Origin of the sequence: Rhodococcus sp. YH1 (assembly GCF_009939605.1) — a bacterium.
Lineage (GTDB): Bacteria > Actinomycetota > Actinomycetes > Mycobacteriales > Mycobacteriaceae > Rhodococcus > Rhodococcus aetherivorans.
In genome coordinates this window covers 65,772-87,847 of sequence record NZ_WVTE01000222.1, presented here as the reverse complement: position 1 = coordinate 87,847, position 22,076 = coordinate 65,772, and the positions used below count along the sequence as shown (strand labels likewise).

The window sequence follows — 22,076 nt, the reverse complement described above, 5'->3', positions numbered from 1 at the left end:
TGGCCCGCGCGCCGCCGATGATCGCTTCCGACGGCCAGTTGGGACCCGAGAAGCGACGTTCGCCGCGCACGAGGCAACGACGACGGACGACACGCCAACGGCACACGATACCGGGGAGGTATGTGCACGGTCAAAACAGCACGACGTCCCGGCGGCCTCTCCACCACCGGGACGTCGCTCGCTACTCGTGTCGCTTCAGGCCTGCCACCTCCGTGCCAGCTCGGATTCGACGCTGCGCATCTCGTCGTTGCCCCGCGCCACGGCGACGGCGATCTGGTCGAGCAGCAGATTCAGCTCGGCGGATGCCCGATCCCACTTCTGCTGGGTGACGTGGTACTCGGACCGGGCCTGCCCGTCCCAGGTCTGCACCAGCGGCTCGACCTGTGACCTGATCCGGTCGAGCGTGTCGTTCATGCCGCGCTGCAGTCCGACGACGCGGGTGTGCAGGTCGTCGATGCCACCGAAGTCCTGCCGGATCACATCGGGTCCACTCATTCGTTCGTTCTCCTCGAGTCGTGAGTCGTGTTGTGCGCACGGGCCGATGCGCGGTTCCGCACCGGCCCGCCCGCAGCGGCGTCAGTAGGTGCCGTGGAGGCTGTCGCCGAGGACGTTCAGCGACTGCGCCTGGGCCTGGACGGTGTCCTCGTACGCCCGACCGTTGGTACGGATGCCGGCGACGATCGCGGCCAGTGCCTCGTTGAGCTGGAGGGCGCTGCGGTCCCATCGCAACATCACGTCGGTGAACGCCATCCCCGACCGGCCCTGCCATACGTCCGGCGACGACGACACGGTGGTGCGCAGCGCACCGAGCAGTTGTTCGAGTTCTCCGTGGGAGTCCTCGATCTGCCGCGCCGCCGTCTCCATGGTCGCGACGTCGGTCGCCACCCGATTCGAACTGCCCTGCCCTGGTTGCGTCACGCCTGTCTCCTCCGTCGTCCCGCGTCCCGTATCCCTCCGGCCCACCGTGGCCGAAGCCGGTTCGCGCCTACATCCGATTGGACGCAGCGCCTGTCCGCCGGGTTCCCCTGCTCGGCGAACGGGGCGATCCGCTACTCCACCGTCACGGTGTGGACGGCCTGCTCGCATTCGTTCTTGATTCCCGCCCATTCGTCGACGAGGAATTGGCATCCGACCGCCACCTGCATGCCGGACTCGACCACGACGAACCAACGCACGAGCGAGAATTCGTCCGGCGCCTCCACGTAGGCGATCACCGGGCGGTCCGCGAAGGTGGTGTCGGGGTCGAGGTCACGGATCACCGGGGAACGTTCGTCCGCGCGCCGGGCCAGCACCTCCCCCACGCCGGCCAAGTCCATATCTTCACGAAGAAGACTGTGCACCAGCACTATTCGCCGATCCCTCCCGCCGGCGGGGACGAGTTCGACGCGCTCGGCCCCGGCAGGCACAGGGTCGCGGACCCTCCAGTCCCCCGGCAGTTCCAGCCGGACGGGCCCGAGTTCGTGACGAACCGAAGGTGGGCGCGGCATGGGCTGTCTCGTCGCCGAGGACTCATCGGCCGAGTCGCCGGCGACGGGAACCTCCGCGCCCACCGCGGGCAGGTCCGCGCCCTGTCCTGCAGTCCACACCCAGCCGGCCGTCGCGGCCACGACGGCCACGACGGCCCAACGGATCCGGCGGACGGGCCGGGTCGACCGGGAGGCCGGCACGGTGTGCAGCCACTGTGGGAGCGGCTCCGTGTCCCCCGACGGGACGGCCGGGGGTTCCGGCACCGCGGCCAGCACCTCGGACGCGGCGACCGGTATCACCCGGATGCCGCGGCCGAGCCGCTCGGCGATCCGCTCGCACAGCGGAGTTCCGGGCGGCTCGCCCGGAATCCCCGTCACGAGGACGACATCCGGATCGACGGAACCGCACACGTTTCGCATCAGCCGGTCCAGCCGCTCGGCTCCCGCCGGCGAGTCGAGCAGTCCCTCGTCGAGGTCGGGGTCCCGCGCGATGCGGTCGACGTCGCCGCCGTCGGGGGCGCTCAGCACCGCCATTGTCACGCCGGCACCATCGACCTCCGCGACCGCGCATCGCTCGCCGTCGCCCACAGGCGCGGCGCGGCGCGCGGCCACCGCGGCGGTCAGGAGGACGGCATTTCGCGCGACCTGCCGGGCGGCCGTGTGCAACTCCTCCCGCCGACGTTCGCCCCACTCGGTGGGATGGACCACCACCACCGTGTCGAGGCCGGCCGGCGCGCCTGCCGTCGCCGCGACGTACCCGAGCAGGGTCGCCAGCGGCGCATCGTCGTCCGTGGGGACACGGCCGGGAGCCGATGCGGGAATCGTCACGGTCCGATCGGACCGCCGCGCGTACACCCGACCCGGGACGACCTGCAGGTGCAGCGCGTGGACGTCGCTCATTGCGGCGGCAGCCACGCCGTCTGCACGAGCGTCTCCCCGTCGCGTTGCACGAGGATGCCCCGTCCGGGCGGCATCGGGCGCGGACGCGCGGTGCCCACGAGCGCTCCCTCCTCTCGATTGCCGCTCATCACGAGGCCGGCCGCCGACAATTCCCGCAGCCGCGCGATGACCGGCTCGAAGAGAGCCCGCCCGGCTCCCCCGGAGCGGCGCGCCAGGACGAGGTGCAGCCCGACGTCCTTGGCCTGGGGCAGATACTCCAGCAGTGGCGTCAGCGGCGACTGGCTCGCCGCGGAGACGAGGTCGTAGTCGTCGACGACGACGAACACCTCGGGTCCCGACCACCAGGAGCGCTCACGCAGTTGCTGCTGGGTGACGTCGGGACCGGGCATCCGCCGCTCGAACACCGCCGCGAGGTCGCGGGCCATCGCCGACAACGTCACCGCGGACGGCGCGTATCCGCCGAGATGCTCACCCTCGACGACGCCGAGCAGGGTGCGCCGATAGTCCCCGACGATGATGCGGGCCTGTGCGCCGGTGTGGGACTCCACGAGGCTGCGGCAGATGCCGCGCAGCACGGTCGTCTTGCCGCAACCCGAGTCACCGAAAACGAGCAGGTGAGGCTGCTCGGAGAAGTCGATCCCCACCGGGGCCAGTTCGGCTTCGTCGATGCCGACGGGCACGAACAACCGCCGCTCCCCGGGCGCGCCACCGGCAGCCGATCGGTCCGCGAGCGCCGCGAGCACCCCGGCCCGATCGACGCGATCGGGAAGCATGCGCACGGGCGGGGCGGGGCGGCCCGGTGCGGCCGCGGCGACGGCGGCCACCGCGTCGGCCAGTCCCGCCGCGAGGTCGACGACCTCGGAGCTGCCGTCCACACGCGGCAGCGCGGACAGCACGTGCAGTCCGTGGCGGTCGATGCCCCGGCCCGGGCGGCCCTCCGGCACCGCCGCCGCCTTCTTGCGGCCGTACTCGGAATCGGCGGGGTCGCCGAGGCGCAGCTCGAGGCGGGTCCCGAGATGGTCCCGCATCGCCGGCCGCACGTCGCCCCACCGCGGTGCGGTGAGCACCACGTGGATGCCGAAGGACAACCCCTGCGCCGCCAGCACGCCGACCTGCGGCTCCAGCGCCTCGAAATCCTGCCGGATGCTGGGCCAGCCGTCGATCACGAGGAACACGTCGCCGAAGGCATCGACGTCCGCGGCCGGACCGCCGCCCTCCCGGCGGCGGCGCAGTTCGGCCATCGACTCCAGGCCCAGCGCGCCGAAACGACCCTCCCGGCGCCGCAGCAGGGCAGTCAGTTCGGCGATCGTCCGGCGCACCCGGTCGGCGTCGAGCCGGTTGGCGACCGACCCGACGTGCGGAAGGCCCGCGAGCCCGGCGAGGGATCCGCCCCCGAAGTCCAGGCAGTAGAACTGGACCTGCTCGGGAGTGTGCGTCATCGCCATCGACAGGACGAGGCTGCGGAGCACCGTCGACTTGCCGGAGCGCGGCCCTCCGACGACGACCACGTTGCCCGCCGAGCCGGCGAGATCCACCAGCAGCGGATCCCGCCGTTGCTCGAACGGGCGGTCCACGATGCCGATCGGCGTGCGCAGGGTGCTCCGCGGCAGCACGTCGCCGGTGAGCAGAGACCGCGGGACCAGTCGGTCCAGGCTCGGCGCCGCGTCGAGGGGCGGCAGCCAGACCTCGTGCGCGGGGGTGCCGTGACCCCGCACCCGGCCGATCAGGACATCGAGCACGGAGCGGCTCTCCTCCGCCGGGACCGGATCCACGCCGGGCTCGGCCGGCCCGGGACCCGGTTCGAGGTGCGCGAGGGGTACTTCGGCCGTGGTGAACAGCCGCGGCCGGGAGGTCGCCGTGCCCGGCCTGATCACCGACCGGCCCGAGCGGCGGGGCTCGTAGGGACCCGACACGTAGGCGGCCGCGAACCGCACGATCTCCGCCGAGTCGCACTTGAGGTATCCGGTCCCCGGCGACGGCGGCAGATGGTAGGCGTCGGGGACTCCGAGAACGCTTCGGGACTCGTTGGCCGAGAAGGTCTTCAAGCCGATTCGGTAGGAGAGGTGACTGTCGAGTCCGCGCAGCCGGCCCTCGTCGATCCGCTGACTGGCCAGCAGCAGATGCATGTGCAGGGATCGTCCCAGCCGTCCGATCGCGGCGAAGAGTTCCGCGAATTCCGGTTGTTGCGTGAGCAGCTCGGAGAACTCGTCCACGACGACGAACAACGCCGGCAACGGAGCCAGCGCGGCACCGCCGGCCCGGGCGCGCTCGTAGTCGCCCACATTCGCGAAGTTCCCTGCCGCGCGCAGCAGTTCCTGCCTTCGGTTCATCTCGCCCTCGAGGGCGTCCTTCATCCGGTCGACCATGGCCAGTTCGTCGGCGAGGTTGGTGATCACCGCCGCGACGTGCGCGGCCGACTCGAGCCCGAGGAAGGTTGCGCCGCCCTTGAAGTCGACGAGGACGAGATTCAGCGCATCGGGGGGATGCGTCGCGATCAGACCGAGCACCAGGGTCCGCAGCAGTTCGGACTTCCCGGACCCGGTGGCGCCGATACAGAGTCCGTGCGGCCCCATCCCGCCCTCGGCAGCCTCCTTCAGATCCAGTTCGACCGGTGCACCGTCGGTTCCGATTCCGATCGGCACGCGCAGCCGGTCGCGGCCCCGTCGCGGCGACCACGCCCGCTCCGGATCGAACTGTGCGACGTCACCGAGACCGAGCAGGTCTTCCCATGGCGCCGAACGATTCTCCCCGTTGCCGGACTCGGCGACCCGCTGGGCGGCGCGGTACGGTGCCAGGCGCCGCGCCGCCGTCTGCGCCTGCGCGACGCTCGCTCCGTCCGGGACCGCGAAGGTCTCCACGCGTTCGCCGGCGCGCGCACCCAATCGGCCCTCACCGACGACGAGTTCGAGCCCGCGGGTGGCCGACAGCCGGGGCATCGACGCGGACAGGTCCAGGACCGTGACGGAGTCGAGCCCGTCGTCGAGGATCCCCGACCCGGAGCCGGGTACGCCACCGTCGATCACGATCACCAGTTGGGGCACACCGTCGACCGGTGGGGTGTTGCGGACGAACCGACCGCGGCCCGTCAGGCGGTCGGCGAACGCGGTCTCGAGATCCCGGACCGAGCCGAACACGGTGCGGGCGCTGCCCGCACCGTCGGCGATCTCGGGGTTCTGGGCGTGCGGCAGCCACTTGACCCACTCCCACTCCGGGGCGGTGTCCGGACCGCACACCACGGCGATCCGCAGCACGTCCGTGCTGTGGAAGGTGCACAGTTGCAGCAGCATCGCCCGCACCAGATCACGGGCCGCGGGGCGATCGCCGCCGAGCGACACCGCCGCGAACCCCCGCAACGACACCGCGGTCGGCAGGGCCGGTACGACCGAGTGCGCGCGCACGAACCGGCGCAGCGACACGGCCGCCACCGGTTCGAGGTCCTCGACGGGACCCGTGTCGGGGGCGATCAGCCGGGTTGCGAGGCGCTGGCCGCTGAGCCCGACCCGCACGTGGCAGAAGTCGGCGTCGGCTCCGTCGCGTTCCCACATGCGCACCGTTCCCGCGAGCGTCCACAGCACGGCCGGGTCGGGGTGCGTCCACTCCAGGGCCCTCCGCTGCCGGTCTGCGGTGTCGTGGACCTCCCGCCGGAGCTGATCGAGATACCGCAGGTAGTCCTTGCGGTCCTCGTCGGCCTCGGCCGCTTTCGCCCCGCCTCCGCGGCCGCCGCCGGCGAGCATGCCCACCATCGAGACGATCATCATGAGCGGGAAGACGAGCGACATCGGACTTCGCGCCATCCCCGAACCGAACATCAGCGCCACCATGCCGATCATCGCGGCGACCATCACGACGGGCAGCAGCTTCGCCAGGAGATTTCCCGGCGTCGAACGCGGAATCTCCGGCGGGGCCTGCATTCTCACCTCACCCGCCGGGACGCGTGGCACCTCGCGCCGCGGCCTGCGCACGAACCGCACCGTGCTCACACCCCACCCCCGACCCGCACCGTGCCGGCCGTCCTCACGACGGCCGTCCCCCCACGGTCGACGAAGGGTAACGCACCCCTGCGACATCGGCACGCAGGCGGGCGCGAAGACGGCCTGCGCGAAGCGATGTCGTATCGTCTCCGCGAGGTCCGGGCGACACCGGGCGGGCGAGCCCGGCCCGGACCGCAGCACGGTCGGGGGACGACGGGGGGATGGACGATGACGGCTGCGCACACCGAACCGGGGCGGATCGGCGCGCCCGAACTCTGCCGCGTGACCGTGCTGGCCCAGCACACACAGGTCGACCTCGCGTTACCCGCGGACGTCCCTGTCGCGCTGCTCGTGCCGGGGGTCGTCGATCTCGTCACCGCCCACCGGTCCCACAACGACTTCGACGCCTCCTCCGAGCGGGTCGAGCCCGAGGCGTGGGCGCTGGCCCGTCTCGGATCGTCGCGTCTCGCCGCCGCGCTGAGCCTGCACGAGCACGGCGTCCGGGACGGGGACCTGCTGGTGCTCGAGCACGCGTCGGCACCTGCGCCACCCCCGCTGTTCGACGACGTGACCCACAGCGTCGCGACGGCGGACGAGGCCGGCGCGGGCCGCTGGTCGCCGCGTGCGGCGGCCGCGGTCGCGGCGGTCGTCGCCCTGTCCGCGACGGTCGTCGGGGTGGGGGCCCTGCTGCGACTTGCCTCCCCGGACGGCCGGACGGCCGCCGGTGCCGGCTGCGCCGCGCTCGCCGCCCTGCTCCTGCTCGCCGGGATCCTGCTCGGGCGGGCCCGCGACGACCACCGCACCGCGGCGCTCCTGTGCGCCTGCGCGGTCCCGGCCGCCTTCGTCACCGGAATTCTCGTGGTGCCCGGCCCTTTCGGACCGGCGCACCCCATGCTCGGGGCGGTCCTGTCGGGGGCGGTGGCGACCCTGGTCCTGCTGCTGACCGCCGTCGGAAGGGCGCCCTTCGCCGCGGTCGCCGCCGTCGCCGCGACCGCCGCGGCCGCATTTCTCGTCGCCGCCTCGACCGGGATCTCCGCCTCCGCGGTCGGCGCCGGTGTCGTCGTCACGGCCCTGCTGACGGTGACATTCGCACCCCGCCTCGCCATGAAATTCGCCGACCTGCCGTTGCCGCCGGTGCCCGGTCCCGGGACCGGGACCGGGACCCCCGCGCCGCAGACCGAAGACGGCAGGGACGGACCGGACTCCCCGGACGGCGGGGACCGGTCACTGCCCGATCCCAGCGAGCTGGCGGCGGCCGCCGCGCGGGCACGCGACCACCTCACCGGGCTGATCGGTGCGGGAGCCGTTCTCGTCGTCGCGGGCGCGTGGTGTGCCGCGGCGCCGCTGTCCGGCGACGGTCTCCGCTTGCCCGGCACCGCCCTCGCCGTCGCCGCGGCGGCGGTGATCATGCTGCGCGGCCGCACCTACACCGATGCGCGCCAGGCGACGTTGCTGGTGGCAGGCGGCGCAACCGTGCCGGTGGGCCTCCTCGGCGCGGCCGCGGTCGGCGGATCCGCGCCGCCCGTCGTCGTGTTCGCCCTCGCCCTTGCCGTCGCGACCGCAGCGCTGGTGTTTGGCGTGGTCGCGCCGCGACGATCGTTCACGCCGGTGCAGCGCCGCGCCGCCGAAGTGGTCGAGTACGCGGTGATCGCGACGATCGTGCCGTTGGCCTGCTGGGTCACCGGGCTCTACGCCGCCGTCCGCGGGTTCTGACGTGGCCCGCGGCGCACGCCTCGTTGTCGTCGCCCTGGTGCTGACGGCCTCGTCCTTCGGAACGGCCCCGTCCGCCGCGGCGGAACCTCCGCCCGTCGATGCCGGGCGCCTGCCCCCGCCCGGGGAACCCGGGCCCGTCGACGACACCGGGCAGCGTTCGCCGTGTACCACGGTCGACGTCGCCGGCGACAGCGCCTCGATCCCGGAACCACAGCGCGTGCTGAACTTTCCGGCCGTGTGGCCGCTGAGTCGCGGGGCGGGGCAGCTCGTGGCGGTGATCGACACCGGGGTGGGCCGCAATGCGCGGCTGCCCGGGTTGGTACCGGGGGGCGACTATGTCTCCTCGGGCGATGGGACGCAGGACTGCGACGCCCACGGGACCCTGGTGGCGGGGCTCGTCGCGGCGCAGCCGGTCCCCGGGTCGGGGTTCGCCGGTGGCGCCCCGGATGCGCGGATCCTCACCGTGCGCCAGTCCAGCCGCCACTTCTCGGCGCGACGGTCGGATCCCGCCGACCACGATGCGCGCACGTCGCCCGGCTACGGCAACGTGCGCACGATGGCGATGGCGGTGCGCCGCGCCGCGGACCTCGGCGCCACCGTCATCAACATCTCCGAGGTCGCCTGCGCGCCGGCCGCGGAGGGCATCGACGACCCCGAACTCGGGGCGGCGGTGCGGTACGCGACCGAGGTGAAGGACGCCGTCGTCGTGGCCGCAGCCGGCAACGTGGAGGACCGCTGCCAGGGGTCGAACCCGCAGGGGCTCGATCCTCTCCGGCCGGGAGACGATCCGTGGCGCGCGGTCACGACCGTGGCCTCGCCGGCCTGGTACGACGACTACGTACTCACGGTCGGCTCGGTCGAGCCGGACGGGTCACCGTCGAGCTACAGCCTGCCGGGGCCGTGGGTGGACGTCGCCGCGCCCGGCAGCGGGGTGGTTTCCCTGCATCCCACCGCCGATGGCCTCGTCGACGCCTACCGGGGAGCCGAGGGCCCGGTGCCGGTGTCCGGCACGAGCTTCGCCGCGCCGCTGGTGGCCGCGACCGTCGCGCTGGTACGGGCGCGGTTTCCGCACCTCGATGCCCGCACCGTGGCGATGCGGATCGAGGCCACGGCGCACGCACCGGCGGAGGGCTGGAATCCGCGGGTGGGCCACGGCGTGATCGACCCCGTCGCGGCGGTGACCGCCCCGCCGAGGGAGCGGCGTCCGCAGGCGCCGGCCTCGGTGGCCGTCGCGGCGCCGATACCGCGGACGCCGCCGGATCACCGGCCCAGGGACGTCGCGGTCGTCGTGGCGGCGGTGGTGCTCGCGGTCCTGGGGGTGGCGGCGTCGGCGACCGCGCCGCTGCGGCGCCGTCGTCAGCGGCCGGCGCCGACCGGCGCCGGGTCGTGATCCGGCGCGACACCGTCGTGGGCGACGAGTGCCTCCGCCCGCCCGAGTGCAGGTCCCGGCGCGAACAGTTCGACGATCTGCCACGGCGCGGGCACCGGCTCGGAGAATCCCAGGGCGGTCGCGGCTTCCGCGTCGACGATCCCGTAGCGCACGCCGGTGTCGGCCACGTAGAAGAGGGCGCCGCGCCGCGCGCTGTCCGGCGCGACGGAGGTGGTCTGCACGAACGCCCCCCGGCCGGGCGCGAGGTAGGCGCTGTCGGCCTCGGGCCCGGCGCCGTCCGCCTGGGCCAGGGACACGGGCACCGCGCCGTCGGGCAGCGGCAGCGCGGACCCCGCCGAGACCTCGACGACGGACCGCGACCGTTCGGCCGCGCCGACCCCCGGGATCCACGTCAGGCAGGCGACGGGACGGTCGCGGGCATCGACGACGGTGGGCACGGTGGCGGGAAAGGTGTCCACCGCGAGACCCCGCACGGTCGGAGCATCGCGCAGCACGTCCGGCGCGACGGCCGGGATCTCCGCGGCGCCCTGCGAGTCGGTGAAGTGGACGATCTGCGCTGTCGCCTCGGACACCTCCTGCACACCGTCGCGCAGCACGACGTAGAACCTCTTCCCGTCGGGCACCGCGACGCGGACCACCGAACCGACGGTCAGCGATCCGATCGGATAGCCGGGTTCGCCGCCAGCACCGGGGATCCGCGGGGCCTCGAGCCGCGGCACCTCCGGGATCGCGGCGAGCAGGCCCGGCCCGACGGGACGTGCCATGCCGGCATCGATGCCGAGGACGCGGGTGAGCGCCTGGTCCGCCAGATCCACCTCGGCGCGGGAGCCTCGGTAGACCAGATGGTGCCTGCCGTCGGCCGCGACGAGCAGGGCCTCGTCGTCGGCGAGAGGCCGCACGCGCTCGCCGTAGGCCGGCTCTCCCCCGGTGACGGTCGTTGTGACGGAACGACTTCCGTCGGTCGTCACGGTGTCGCACACCGTCCACGGCAGCGGTGCCGCGACGTGTGCCAGCGCGGACGGCGCACCGGGGATACCGACGAGGGGCCCCCGGGGCCGGGTTTCGAATTCGCCGTCGGCGACAACGGCGGGGGCCTCGGGCCGCCCGAGCACCAAACGGGCGGAGGCCAGGTTGAGTACCGGATGGAAGGCGCCGTCGATCGCGACCAGCATCGCGCCGGAATCGCGTCCCACCACGATCGCCGCGTCACCGATCCTGTCCTGCGGGCGGAGCAGAGCGAGCGCGGCACAGCCGGCGAGGCCGACACAGGCGAGGACGGCGCCCACCGCCAGGGCACGCGACTGCGACCGCATCGGGTCGTGGATCATCCGCACGTCTCGCCGCACCAGTGCATGTTCCATGCGGCGCACCAGAAATCGGTGGCCGTTGACCTGCCAGCGCGTGGTCGGCTGCGCTCCCATCGATCCTCCCCCGTACGACGCCCCCTCCGCCGCAACACAGTACAGTTCCGTCCGGGAACGTCGGGGGGGCCGGGCCGTCGCTCGGTGGGAACGGGGGAATCGTCGTGCAGGATGGGATCTTCCGGCGGCCGCGGCGCCGCTGCGTGGTGACGGTGGTGCGGGCGCAGTGCGCGGCGGTGATCGGCGCGACGACGGCGGCGGCGACGGGCGCCGCGCTTCCCACTGCGGTGACCGTGGCGGTACTGGCCGCGCTGGCGGTGGCGGTGCCTGTCCACGGACTCGACGCCGTCGAATGGGGGCGGCTGTGGTGGCGGTTCCGGCGCCGTTCGCTGCGGTCCGGCCCGGTGATCGTCGACGTCGCGGCGGGCGACGATCGACCGGTCGGGGTGTGCTGGGACGGCACCGCCGTCGTGGCGGTGGTCGAGCTGGTACCGACGGCCGGCGAGCTCACCCGGCTGACACGAGATCGGGCCGAACCGCTGCGCCGGCTTCCGCTGGCCGCGATCGCCGCGTGCCTCGCCACGCACGACGTCGGCCTCGACGGAATCGACGTCATCGTGCACGGCAGCCGGGTGTGCGACGAGACCGCCGCCGGTGCGGCGTACGAACGCCTGATCGGGCCGCTGCCCGCCGCCGCGACGTGCACCGTGTGGCTCGCGCTGCGGTTCGACTCCGTCGCCTGCCCGGCCGCAGTGGCCCGCCGTGGCGGCGGCTCGGAGGGCGCGGCGCGCGCGGTGACCGCCGCGGCGCGGCGCGTCGTGCGCGCGTTGGCGGAGCAGCACCACACCGCGAGGATCCTCGGCGCGAGAGAGATCGCCTGGGCGGTGGAGTCCGTCGCCGGGTGCGCGGATCCGGCGTTGCTCGAGGAGGATCGGGGCGCAGTACGGCTTCCCGGCGGCTACAGTCGCGCCGCGGTGGTGGAGCCGGGGCACCTCGACCGGGCGATCATGACCCGGGTCTGGTCCGAGTCACTGTCGTCGGCGACGATCGCGGTTCGGCTGCGCCCCGGCGCCGAGCCGGGAGCCGTGTGGGTGGGAGCGTCGGTGCGCGGCACGAGCCGCACGCCCGAGCCGAGGATCCGGATGCCGGGCACCCGACGGCTGTGGAGCCGCGAACTGGACGGGTTGCTGGCGTCGATCCCGACAGCCGCGGTGGGGCTCGAGGATCTGATCCCGCTGTGCACCATGCACCTCGCCGACGTCGACGCCCTGGCGCTGCCGGTGACGGGATGCGGGCAGCTGCTCGGCGCGGACGAGTCCGGTGCGGCCGTGTCCGTCCGCCTGACCGGCCGGGGGGTGCGCACCGTGTATGTCGCCGGGGAGCTGCATCTGGCGCAGCAGGTGGTGTTCCGGGCGGTGGCGACGGGCGCCCGCGTGGTGATCCACACCGATCGCGCCCTGGCCTGGCGTCCCCTGCTGGCCGCGGCGGGTCCGGACCGGTTGCGGTTGGCCGGCGACGATCGGGACTTCGACACGATCGTGTACGACGGCGTGCGGCCGGCGACGGTCCCGGCCGGGACGACCGCGATCCACGTGCACGCACACCCGGATCGGTGGCCGCGCGAGCGCCCGGACGTGTCGATCCTGCAGCCCGGAGCGGCCGGCGATCGGGTGGTGCTGGCGGTGGGTGGCCGACGGCTGTCGCTGTCGTTGGTGAGCATCGACGCCGAGGCCGCGTACATCGGCCGTGCCGCGCAGCCGGCGCCCGCACGCTGAGCCGGGTCCCTCAGCCGGGGTAGGGCTGGGCGGCCCGTCCGGCGCGCACGGTCCGCGCCCACCAGGCGAGCTGGTTCAACATGCGCTGCGCGGCGTCGATCGCGGCGCCGTCGGTGGTGGTGCCGTCGGCGGCGAAGGCGTGCTTGACGCGGTGGAAGCTGACCGATTCGCGGACCGGGACCATGTGCACCTCGACGACGACCTGCCGGAGTTGCTCGACGGCGCGCAACCCGCCGGAGAGCCCGCCGTAGGAGACGAATCCGATCGGCTTGGTGCGCCATTCGCGTTTGACGGTGTCGATGGCGGTCTTGAGGGCGGCCGGGTACCCGTGGTTGTACTCGGAGGTGACGACGGCGAATGCGTCGGCCGCCTCGATCCGCCGGGTGAACGCCTCGGCCTCAGGGCCGCCGGAGAGATCCTGCGGCAGCGGGGTGTCGGCGAGGTCGAGCACGCCGACGTCGAACTCGGGGCGCTGCCGTGCGGTGGCGGCGAACCAGTCGGCGACGACGGGGGCGATCCGTCCGGCGCGCACGCTGGCGACGACGATCTCGAGACGAATCGGGGCTTCGGCGTCCATGGGCCGATGGTAGGCGGCTCAGGCGGTGAGGCCGTGGGTCAGGAGGGCGGCGAGTTCGCGGTAGGCCTGGGCGTCCGGCAGGCCGGTGGCCTCGGCGACGTGGCGCTGCTGGATGCGGACCATGACAGCCGCGACGACGTCGGCGACGAACGCGGCGTGCACGTCGCGCAGTTCGCCGGCGGCGACGCCGTCGGCGATGAGGTCGCGGACGCGTTCGGCGGCGAGGCGGGTGTTGCGTTCGTAGACCTCGCGGGCGGTGGGGGCGGCGGCCATGTCCTCCATGAACTGCGCGGAGGCGGGTTCGAGTTGCCGGCCGACGGCTTCGAGGTAGGCGCGGATGCGGTCGGCGGCGCCGGTGTGGCCGTCGAGTTCGGCCTCGACGCGTTCGGTGGCGCCACGGAAGAAGTGCACGGTGGCCGCGCGGACGAGGCGGTCCTTGCTCTCGGCGAGGGTGTAGAGCGTCGACTTCGAGCAGTGCAGGCGGGCGGCGATGTCGTCGAGGGTGAAGTGGGCGAAGCCCGCGGCGAGGAACAGGGCGACGAGCTGGTCGAACAGCTGCGCCTGACGTGCCGTGCCGCGTCGGATCCCCGCTCTTGTCATACTTCATACAGTACTGCAGTATCGTTCTCAGTACTATTTCCGATCGAGGAGTCTGCCGTGCCTGTCGAGCGCCTGCTGCCCACCCCCGAGGCCTACGACCTCATCGAACTGACCCGCGACGTCGCGGACAAGGTTCTCGCCCCGCGGGTCGTCGAACACGAGCGCACCGAGACGTTCCCCGAGGGGGTCTTCCCGGCCCTCGGCGCGGCGGGGTTGCTGAGCCTGCCGTACCCGGAGGAATTCGGCGGCGGCAACCAGCCGTACGAGGTGTACCTGCAGGTGCTCGAGGAGCTCGGCGCCCGCTGGGCGGCGGTTGCCGTCGCGGTGAGCGTGCACGGGCTGTCGTGCTTCGCGCTGGCCACCCACGGCACCGACGAGCAGAAGAACAAGTGGCTGCCGGACATGCTCGGCGGCGACACGATCGGCGCCTACAGCCTCTCCGAGCCGCAGGCCGGGTCCGATGCCGCGGCCCTGGCCTGCCGCGCGACGGCCGTGGACGGCGGCTACCGGATCTCCGGATCGAAGGCGTGGATCACCAACGGCGGCAAGGCGGACTTCTACACGCTGTTCGCCCGGACCTCCGACGCCGGCTCGAAGGGCATCTCCTGCTTCCTCGTGCCGGCCGGAACCGAGGGCCTGAGCTTCGGGAAGCCCGAGGAGAAGATGGGTCTGCACGCCATCCCGACCACCACCGCCCACTACGACGACGCGTTCGTGCCCGGCGAGCGCCGCATCGGCGCCGAGGGCCAGGGCCTGCCGATCGCGTTCAGCGCGCTCGACTCGGGCCGGCTCGGCATCGCGGCCGTCGCGGTGGGTCTCGCGCAGGCCGCGCTCGACGAGGCCACCGCATACGCCAAGGAGCGCAAGGCGTTCGGCAAGAAGATCATCGACCACCAGGGACTCGGGTTCGTCCTCGCCGACATGGCCGCCGCGGTGGACTCGGCCCGCGCGACGTACATCGACGCCGCGCGCCGCAAGGATGCCGGCCTGCCCTACTCGCGGCAGGCGTCGGTCGCCAAGCTCGTCGCGACCGATGCGGCGATGAAGGTGACCACCGACGCCGTGCAAGTGCTCGGCGGCTACGGCTACACCCGCGACTTCCCCGTCGAACGTTTCATGCGGGACGCGAAGATCACCCAGATCTTCGAGGGCACGAACCAGATCCAGCGGCTGGTCATCGCGCGGCACCTGGCCGGCTGACGGTGTGAACTCCCGGCAGCCCCGGGGCGCGCACTCCCGGCGGCGTCGGGGCGCGCGGCCGTCCTCCCCGGCGGCTCGCGCACCCCGACACCGCCCGGATAACTCCTGCCGTGGAATCTGAAACATCCTCCTGTCAGATTTCGCGAACCACCTGCTACCGTGCGCCGGGTGGACAGACGCCGTAGGCGTGGCCGCAGAGCCGCGGACCGGATGGAGTGGGCGGCCGACGCCGCCGACACGGTGGCGACACTCGCCGAGCTCGGCGTCCTGTTCCTGCGGCTCCTGTCGCTGCCGTTCCGCGCGGTGGCGGCGCTGCTCCGGATGATCGCGGACTGACCTCCGACCCCTCGCCGTTCCCCTCGGTATCCTGCGTCACATTTTCTGGGCAAAGCGGACAGCCTGTACTTAGATCTTGTTGGACGTACGTCCAGGATTTGTACATCGACATCGGAGGTAATTCCCATGCTGCTCGGCTCGCTCGGCTCCCTGATCGACCACGTGCTCTCCTTCCTCAGCTGGCTGATCTGAGAGACGCCTCGACGCGTAGCGAAGGGGGCGAGGTCATCCGACCTCGCCCCCTTGCTGTTTCCGTCACGCGTGCCGGGCCGCGCTACGCGCCGATCGCCTCCGCGAGGATCGGCCAGGACTCGTGCAGCGCGTCCTGCCAGTAACCCCACGAGTGCGTGCCCTGCGCGCCCGTGCTGAAGGTCGCCTCGATCCCGAGTTCGTCGAAGGTCCGCCGCAGCCGCTCGGTGCACTGGGCCGTGGCCGCCTCGATGGATCCGAGGACGACCAGGTCGACCGGATCCACCTGCCCGCCCAACGCCGCCTCGTGCGGGCCGGGCAGACCGCCGCCGGACGAGATGTACAGCGTCGTGCCGCGCAACTTCTCCGCGTTCAGCGCCGCATCGTTGGCGATCCACCCCGGTCCGCCGATCGGCCCCCACATGTTCTCGACGTCGCCGCCGCCGAGGGTGACGACGGCCTCCACGTAGCTGCGCCCCGGGTCGCTGCTCGTCTGTGCACACCCGCTGTAGGACGCCACCGCCTCGTACAGCCCCGGCGACTGCTGGGCGAGGGCCAGCACCGAGCTGCCCGACATCGACATCCCCGCGACGGCGTTGCGGCCGTCGGCGCCCAGCACCGCGTCGACGACCGGCGGCAACTCCGACGTCAGGAACGTCGCCCACCGGTGCCGGCCGAGCTTCGGGTCGTCGCGGATCCAGTCCGTGTAGTACGCGAAGGCGCCGCCCACGGGAGTGACGACGTTGACGTTCTTGCCGTCGAAGAACTCGCGGACGTCCGTCTGGTCCCGCCAGTTGGCGGCGTCCTCACCCCCACCGGCGCCGTTGAGCAGGTAGAACGTCGGTCGCGCCGCGGAGATGTCCGCGGGCCGGATCACCTCGACCGGGATCACCCGGTCCATGGACGGCGAGTACACGTGCAGCACCCAGTCGCGCGCGGTCCGCTCCTCCACGTGATCGACGTAGGCACCGGCCGGGTCCGCATCCGCAGCCGGCTGGGCGAGCGCCGGTGCCGTCAGCAGCGACGTCGCGGCGAGCAGTGCCACCGCCACCGTCGCACCCCGTCGCCGGATCGCGGGCAAGTCCAGCAATGGGTGCCTCCCTCTCACACGCCGATCCCCCGGCCGGGCCGGCCGGGGGACGTGCTCGTCGGAACATATCACCGGCCGGCCCCGCCGCAGGTCAGCAGCAGCCGGGGCTGATGGGCCCGCGCATCTCGCGGGTGGCCGCGTTGCGCGCCGCGAGGTCGTCGTCGGCGGGATAGTCGACGCCGACGAGACTGAGCCCGTGCGCCGGGGCCACGGCCACCGCCGCGGCACGCTCCCGTTCGTCGAGCAGTGCGGTCATCCAGTCGACACTGCGCCGCCCCTCCCCCACGGCCAGCGCCGCGCCGACGAGGCTGCGCACCATCGACCAGCAGAACGCGTCCGCGCTCACGTGCGCGGTGAGGATCACGCCGACGTCCGGACCGGCGCCCGCCGCGCGACCGCCGGACACCGTCCAGTCGAAGCGCTGCAGTTCGCGGACCGTCGTCGCCCCGTCGCGCCGCTTGCAGAAGGCCGCGAAGTCGTGCAGGCCCAGCAGCGAGGTCGACGCCGCGCGCATCGCGTCCACGTCCACCGGCTTGGGCCAGGCGACGGTGTCGCGGGCCCGCAGGGGGTCCGCCCCGTACACGGCGGTGGTGAGCCGGTACTCGTAGTGCCGGCGGATCGCCGAGAAGCGGGCGTCGAAGTGCGGCGGGGCGACGGAGATGCCGGTGATGCGGACGTCGCGGGGCAGGAACCGGGCGAGACGGCGCACCAGGCGGACGAGGTCGTCCGGAATCGCGGCGGTGGGGACGTCGACGTGCGCGACCTGACCGGAGGCGTGCACCCCGGCGTCGGTGCGGCCGGCGACGGTGAGCTGCACCGGCGCGCGCACGATCGCACCGAGCTTCTCCTCGATCTCCCCGCACACCGTCCGCCGTCCGGGCTGACGCGCCCAGCCGGAGAAGTCGGTGCCGTCGTAGGCGATGTCGAGCCGCAGCCGGGTGGTGTCCACGGCGGCGGCGGAAGGGTTCTCGAAAGCAACGGGCCCGCCGCCCCCGTGGGGGGCGACGGGCTCGTTCGCTTCAGCGGATGCCGAAACCAAGTGGACTAGTCCTTCTTGGCCTCGTCGGCGTCCTTGGCGTCGGCCGCAGTGGCGTTCTCGTCCTCGATCGCGTCGACGACGGCGTCCGCGTTCTCGACCTGCGCGTCGGTGGCGTCGGCCTCGACGGCCTCGACCACATTCTCCTCGGCCGGGGCCTCGGTGGCCGGCGCGCTCTGCGAGGCGGCGACGCGCCGGGCGCGGTCGGCCTCGGACGTGACCGTCTTCTCCTTGACGAGCTCGATGATCGCCATGGGAGCGTTGTCACCCTTGCGCGGCATCGTCTTGACGATGCGGGTGTAGCCGCCGTTGCGGTCCTCGTAGAACGGGCCGATCTCCGCGAACAGCGTGTGGACGACGTCCTTGTTGCGGATGACCTTCAGCACCTCACGACGGTTGGCCAGCGTGCCGGCCTTCGCGTGCGTGACGAGCTTCTCGGCGTAGGGCCGCAGGGCCTTGGCCTTGGCCTCGGTGGTGGTGATGCGGCCGTGCTCGAAGAGCGCGGTGGCCAGGTTGGCCATCAGCGCCTTCTGGTGCGAGGCCGACCCGCCGAAGCGGGCACCCTTCTTGGGCTTGGGCATGATGAATCTCCTAGTAACGGACCGTGAGCTGCTACAGCTGCTCGGTCTCGGCGTAGTCCTCGTTCCCCTCGGCGTCGCCGAAGGAACCGGCGTCCGTGTCGCTCCAGGTACCGGTCGCGGCGTCGTAGCCGGCGACGGTGCTCGGGTCGAAGGACGCGGGGCTGTCCTTGAGGGAGAGGCCGAGCGAGTGCAGCTTGACCTTCACCTCGTCGATGGACTTCTGACCGAAGTTGCGGATGTCGAGCAGATCGGACTCCGTGCGTGCCACGAGCTCACCGACGGTGTGCACACCCTCGCGCTTGAGGCAGTTGTAGGACCGGACCGTCAGGTCGAGGTCCTCGATGGGGAGTCCGAAGGAGGCGATGTGGTCGGCCTCGGCGGGCGAGGGACCGATCTCGATGCCTTCTGCTTCGACGTTCAGCTCACGGGCCAGACCGAAGAGCTCCACCAGGGTCTTGCCCGCCGAGGCGAGCGCGTCCCGCGCGGTGATCGAGTTCTTGGTCTCCACGTCGAGAATCAACCGATCGAAGTCGGTGCGCTGCTCGACGCGGGTCGCCTCCACCTTGTAGGTCACCTTGAGCACCGGCGAATAGATCGAGTCGACCGGGATGCGGCCGATCTCGGCGCCGGATGCCTTGTTCTGAACAGCGGGGACGTAGCCGCGGCCGCGCTCGACGACGAGCTCGATCTCCAGCTTGCCCTTGTCGTTCAGGGTGGCGATGTGCAGGTCCGGGTTGTGGACGGTGACACCGGCCGGGGGCACGATGTCGCCCGCGGTCACGGTGCCGGGGCCCTGCTTGCGGACGTACATGGTGACCGGCTCGTCCTCTTCCGAGCTGACCACGAGGCCCTTGAGGTTCAGGATGATGTCGGTGACATCCTCCTTGACCCCGGGGACCGTGGTGAACTCGTGGAGCACGCCGTCGATGCGAATGCTGGTGACGGCCGCGCCCGGAATCGAGGACAGCAGGGTGCGACGAAGCGAGTTGCCGAGGGTGTACCCGAAACCGGGCTCGAGGGGTTCGATGACGAACTTCGAGCGGTCGTCGGCGATGACCTCTTCGCTGAGGGTGGGTCGCTGCGAGATGAGCATGGAGTGCCTCCTTGTGGGCGTCCGCCATATGACGCCCTGGTCGGGGTGTGGTGTCCCCCCGGACCTCGGGAGGACCGGAAGGACACCACGGCGCGAAGCGCCTTACTTCGAGTAGTACTCGACGATCAGCTGTTCCTGCAGCGGGATGTCGATCTGCGCGCGCTCGGGGAGCTGGTGGACCAGCACCCGCAGACGCGGGCCGACGACCTGCAGCCAACCCGGGATCGGGCGGTCACCCTGGGTCTCACGGGCCACCTGGAAGGGCAGCGTGCCCAGCGACTTCTCGCGGACGTCGATGATGTCGTACTGCGAGACGCGGTAGCTCGGGATGTCGACCTTCTTGCCGTTCACCAGGAAGTGGCCGTGGCTCACCAGCTGGCGGGCCTGACGGCGGGTCCGGGCGAGACCGGCGCGGTAGACGACGTTGTCCAGACGCGACTCGAGGATGACCAGCAGGACCTCACCGGTCTTGCCGGGCCGGCCGGCGGCCTCCTCGTAGTAACGACGGAACTGCTTCTCCATCACGCCGTAGGAGAAGCGGGCCTTCTGCTTCTCCTGCAGCTGGAGCAGGTATTCGCTCTCCTTGATCCGCGCGCGGCCGTGCTGGCCGGGCGGGTAGGGGCGACGCTCGAACGCCTGGTCGCCTCCGACGAGGTCGACGCGCAGACGACGCGACTTACGGGTAACGGGACCGGTATAGCGAGCCATGATTCAAACCTTCCTTTCCCGTTAGACGCGACGCCGCTTGGGCGGACGGCAGCCGTTGTGCGGCTGGGGGGTGACGTCGGAGATGGTGCCGACCTCGAGGCCCGCGGCCTGGAGGGAGCGGATCGCCGTCTCGCGGCCCGAGCCCGGGCCCTTCACGAAGACGTCGACCTTCTTGACACCGTGCTCCTGCGCCTTGCGGGCAGCGTTCTCGGCGGCGAGCTGCGCGGCGAACGGGGTCGACTTGCGCGAACCCTTGAAGCCGACGTGGCCGGAGGACGCCCAGGAGATGACGTTGCCGTTCGGGTCCGTGATGGACACGATCGTGTTGTTGAAGGTGCTCTTGATGTGAGCGGCACCGTGCGGGACGTTCTTCTTGTCCCTGCGGCGCGCCTTCTGGGTCTTCTTCGGACCGGTGCTGCGTGACTTGGGAGGCATTACTTCTTCTTTCCTGCGACGGTGCGCTTCGGACCCTTGCGGGTGCGGGCGTTGGTCTTGGTGCGCTGTCCACGCACGGGCAGACCACGACGGTGTCGCAGGCCCTGGTAGCAGCCGATCTCGATCTTGCGACGGATGTCCGCCTGGACCTCGCGGCGGAGGTCACCCTCGACCTTGTAGGTCTCCTCGATGAACTCGCGCAGCTTGGCGAGATCCTCGTCGGAGAGGTCCTTGCTGCGCAGATCCGGGCTCACGCCGGTGGCCTCGAGGATCTCCTTCGAGCGGGTACGGCCGATGCCGTAGATGTAGGTCAGTGCGATCTCCATCCGCTTTTCGCGGGGAAGATCGACACCTGCGAGACGTGCCATGTGGCATTCCTATTCGGTGTGCGGAGGTCTGCTCCCAGCCCGTCCCCTGCGTCGTGAAACTGTGTGGTCCCGCGGCCCGGCCGAAGCCGGAACGCCGGTAGTCCGAAACACAGTGGGGCCCCGGCCTCCGAACCGGGGGTGTATCGCGCGGCTCCCCGACGAATCGGGAATCGTGACCGAACGACTGGTGCTGGAAGGTCTTCTCTAGCTTGTTGCCAAGCCGATCTTTCGAAGAGCGGGTGGTCTAGCCCTGGCGCTGCTTGTGGCGCAGGTTCTCGCAGATCACCATGACCCGGCCGTTACGGCGGATCACCTTGCACTTCTCGCAGATCTTCTTGACGCTCGGCTGAACCTTCACGGTGCGTCTGATCTCCTGTGTGTACGCCTGCGGCAGAGCACGAGGCATGCCGCAGACATGGTTCTCCCCGACCGTGCGGCCGGGGAAGCTCTTACTTGTAGCGGTAGACGATGCGCCCACGCGACAGGTCGTAGGGCGAGAGCTCCACGACAACCCGGTCCTCGGGCAGGATGCGAATGTAGTGCTGACGCATCTTGCCGCTGATGTGAGCCAGGACCTTGTGACCGTTCTCGAGCTCAATGCGAAACATCGCATTGGGCAGCGGCTCGATCACGCGACCCTCGACCTCGATGGCTCCGTCTTTCTTGGCCATATCCTCCGCGATCCGTGTTGTTCGGCGTGTGGTTGCATCGGTTTCCGTTACCGTGACGCTCGACGTGACCGGCCTGCGGACAACCGCGGGCCGGCGCGCAGGGCGCACCATCGATCTATGTTACGGGAACTTTCCCACCGGGGCCAAATGCCGAGATGCGAGGAGGACAGCCGTGCGGGCGTTGGTTCAGCGGGTGACGGGTGCCGCGGTCGCGGTCGACGGGCGCGAGGTCGCCCGCATCTCGCCCCGGGTCGGCGGTCACGGGCTGCTCGTGCTCGTCGGCGTGACCCACGACGACGACGCGGCGAAGGCCGCCACGCTCGCCCGGAAGGTGTGGACGTTGCGGATCCTCGAGGACGAGAAGTCCGCGTCCGATCTGGCCGCACCGATCCTCGTCGTCAGCCAGTTCACGCTCATGGCCGACACCCGCAGGAGCCGCCGTCCGTCGTGGTCGGCGGCCGCGCCACGCGCGGTGGCCGAACCCCTGGTGGACGAGTTCACGACGGCGCTGCGCGGCCTGGGCGCCGACGTGCAGACCGGCGTCTTCGGGGAGCACATGGAGGTGAGCCTGGTGAACGACGGCCCGGTCACCCTCCTGCTCGAGGCGTGAACCGGC

Annotated in this window: 22 protein-coding genes; 6 read left to right on the top strand and 16 right to left on the bottom strand. The window is 71.8% G+C overall.

Going from position 1 to position 22,076, the window contains the following annotated elements; all coding sequences use genetic code 11:
• Positions 1-195 precede the first annotated feature (195 nt).
• The 4 genes from AIIKEEIJ_RS18395 to eccCa form a co-directional block, all read right to left on the bottom strand.
• On the bottom strand, positions 196-495 hold the full coding sequence (locus AIIKEEIJ_RS18395) for a WXG100 family type VII secretion target (RefSeq protein ID WP_006934921.1): 300 nt from the start codon (positions 493-495) through the stop codon (positions 196-198).
• Positions 496-576: 81 nt separating this feature from the next.
• A complete protein-coding gene (locus AIIKEEIJ_RS33700; RefSeq protein ID WP_338020982.1) occupies positions 577-918 on the bottom strand; it encodes a WXG100 family type VII secretion target in 342 nt (113 codons plus the stop codon).
• Positions 919-1,049: 131 nt separating this feature from the next.
• A complete protein-coding gene (locus AIIKEEIJ_RS18385; protein ID WP_338020981.1) occupies positions 1,050-2,381 on the bottom strand; it encodes a type VII secretion-associated protein in 1,332 nt (443 codons plus the stop codon).
• Positions 2,363-6,346 (bottom strand): type VII secretion protein EccCa, encoded by a 3,984-nt coding sequence (gene eccCa / locus AIIKEEIJ_RS18380; protein WP_161996293.1) that lies wholly within the window; start codon positions 6,344-6,346, stop codon positions 2,363-2,365. Before eccCa ends, AIIKEEIJ_RS18385 begins: the two co-directional genes overlap by 19 nt.
• A gap of 219 nt (positions 6,347-6,565) precedes the next feature.
• On the opposite strand from eccCa, the gene eccD reads away from it, so the two are divergent.
• Both eccD and mycP read left to right on the top strand, forming a co-directional pair.
• Positions 6,566-8,050 (top strand): type VII secretion integral membrane protein EccD, encoded by a 1,485-nt coding sequence (gene eccD, locus AIIKEEIJ_RS18375; protein ID WP_161996292.1) that lies wholly within the window; start codon positions 6,566-6,568, stop codon positions 8,048-8,050.
• A 1-nt stretch (position 8,051) separates the two neighbouring features.
• A complete protein-coding gene (gene mycP / locus AIIKEEIJ_RS18370; RefSeq protein WP_050035524.1) occupies positions 8,052-9,440 on the top strand; it encodes a type VII secretion-associated serine protease mycosin in 1,389 nt (462 codons plus the stop codon).
• Here mycP and eccB read toward each other — a convergent pair.
• Positions 9,407-10,861 (bottom strand): type VII secretion protein EccB, encoded by a 1,455-nt coding sequence (eccB, locus tag AIIKEEIJ_RS18365; RefSeq protein ID WP_161996291.1) that lies wholly within the window; start codon positions 10,859-10,861, stop codon positions 9,407-9,409. The two genes, mycP and eccB, sit on opposite strands and share 34 nt — an antisense overlap.
• A gap of 104 nt (positions 10,862-10,965) precedes the next feature.
• On the opposite strand from eccB, the gene eccE reads away from it, so the two are divergent.
• Positions 10,966-12,576 carry a type VII secretion protein EccE gene (gene eccE / locus AIIKEEIJ_RS18360; RefSeq protein ID WP_338020980.1) on the top strand — a complete coding sequence of 537 codons (1,611 nt, stop codon included), beginning with the start codon at positions 10,966-10,968 and terminating at the stop codon, positions 12,574-12,576.
• Between the two features lie 10 nt (positions 12,577-12,586).
• On the opposite strand, the gene AIIKEEIJ_RS18355 is transcribed toward eccE, so the two are convergent.
• Entirely contained in the window at positions 12,587-13,153 is a 567-nt protein-coding gene (locus AIIKEEIJ_RS18355) for an NADPH-dependent FMN reductase (protein WP_029544898.1), read from the bottom strand.
• An 18-nt stretch (positions 13,154-13,171) separates the two neighbouring features.
• On the bottom strand, positions 13,172-13,753 hold the full coding sequence (locus AIIKEEIJ_RS18350) for a TetR/AcrR family transcriptional regulator (RefSeq protein WP_006947198.1): 582 nt from the start codon (positions 13,751-13,753) through the stop codon (positions 13,172-13,174).
• A gap of 57 nt (positions 13,754-13,810) precedes the next feature.
• Between AIIKEEIJ_RS18350 and AIIKEEIJ_RS18345 the strand changes: the two genes are divergently transcribed.
• A complete protein-coding gene (locus AIIKEEIJ_RS18345) occupies positions 13,811-14,953 on the top strand; it encodes an acyl-CoA dehydrogenase family protein (protein ID WP_006947196.1) in 1,143 nt (380 codons plus the stop codon).
• A 168-nt stretch (positions 14,954-15,121) separates the two neighbouring features.
• Entirely contained in the window at positions 15,122-15,289 is a 168-nt protein-coding gene (locus tag AIIKEEIJ_RS18340; RefSeq protein ID WP_155948273.1) for a hypothetical protein, read from the top strand.
• Positions 15,290-15,563: 274 nt separating this feature from the next.
• On the opposite strand, the gene AIIKEEIJ_RS18335 is transcribed toward AIIKEEIJ_RS18340, so the two are convergent.
• The 9 genes from AIIKEEIJ_RS18335 to infA form a co-directional block, all read right to left on the bottom strand.
• Positions 15,564-16,568, bottom strand: coding sequence for an alpha/beta hydrolase-fold protein (locus AIIKEEIJ_RS18335; protein ID WP_161996290.1), 1,005 nt, complete (start codon positions 16,566-16,568; stop codon positions 15,564-15,566).
• A gap of 91 nt (positions 16,569-16,659) precedes the next feature.
• The gene (truA, locus tag AIIKEEIJ_RS18330; RefSeq protein ID WP_161996289.1) at positions 16,660-17,607 is read right to left on the bottom strand and encodes a tRNA pseudouridine(38-40) synthase TruA; all 948 of its coding nucleotides are present in this window, start codon (positions 17,605-17,607) and stop codon (positions 16,660-16,662) included.
• A gap of 5 nt (positions 17,608-17,612) precedes the next feature.
• Positions 17,613-18,185, bottom strand: coding sequence for a 50S ribosomal protein L17 (gene rplQ / locus AIIKEEIJ_RS18325; RefSeq protein ID WP_029544902.1), 573 nt, complete (start codon positions 18,183-18,185; stop codon positions 17,613-17,615).
• Between the two features lie 31 nt (positions 18,186-18,216).
• Entirely contained in the window at positions 18,217-19,278 is a 1,062-nt protein-coding gene (locus tag AIIKEEIJ_RS18320) for a DNA-directed RNA polymerase subunit alpha (RefSeq protein WP_006947180.1), read from the bottom strand.
• Positions 19,279-19,380: 102 nt separating this feature from the next.
• A complete protein-coding gene (gene rpsD / locus AIIKEEIJ_RS18315) occupies positions 19,381-19,986 on the bottom strand; it encodes a 30S ribosomal protein S4 (RefSeq protein WP_006947173.1) in 606 nt (201 codons plus the stop codon).
• Positions 19,987-20,007: 21 nt separating this feature from the next.
• A complete protein-coding gene (gene rpsK / locus AIIKEEIJ_RS18310; protein ID WP_003938066.1) occupies positions 20,008-20,421 on the bottom strand; it encodes a 30S ribosomal protein S11 in 414 nt (137 codons plus the stop codon).
• A complete protein-coding gene (rpsM, locus tag AIIKEEIJ_RS18305) occupies positions 20,421-20,789 on the bottom strand; it encodes a 30S ribosomal protein S13 (protein WP_003938067.1) in 369 nt (122 codons plus the stop codon). Before rpsM ends, rpsK begins: the two co-directional genes overlap by 1 nt.
• A 244-nt stretch (positions 20,790-21,033) precedes the next feature.
• Positions 21,034-21,147, bottom strand: a complete 114-nt coding sequence (gene rpmJ / locus AIIKEEIJ_RS18300; RefSeq protein ID WP_003938068.1) for a 50S ribosomal protein L36 — start codon at positions 21,145-21,147, stop codon at positions 21,034-21,036.
• Positions 21,148-21,238: 91 nt separating this feature from the next.
• Positions 21,239-21,460: a translation initiation factor IF-1 gene (gene infA / locus AIIKEEIJ_RS18295; RefSeq protein WP_003886926.1), complete on the bottom strand. Its 222-nt coding sequence runs from the start codon at positions 21,458-21,460 to the stop codon at positions 21,239-21,241.
• A gap of 172 nt (positions 21,461-21,632) precedes the next feature.
• Between infA and dtd the strand changes: the two genes are divergently transcribed.
• Positions 21,633-22,070 carry a D-aminoacyl-tRNA deacylase gene (gene dtd / locus AIIKEEIJ_RS18290; RefSeq protein WP_102800612.1) on the top strand — a complete coding sequence of 146 codons (438 nt, stop codon included), beginning with the start codon at positions 21,633-21,635 and terminating at the stop codon, positions 22,068-22,070.
• Positions 22,071-22,076: the final 6 nt, after the last annotated feature.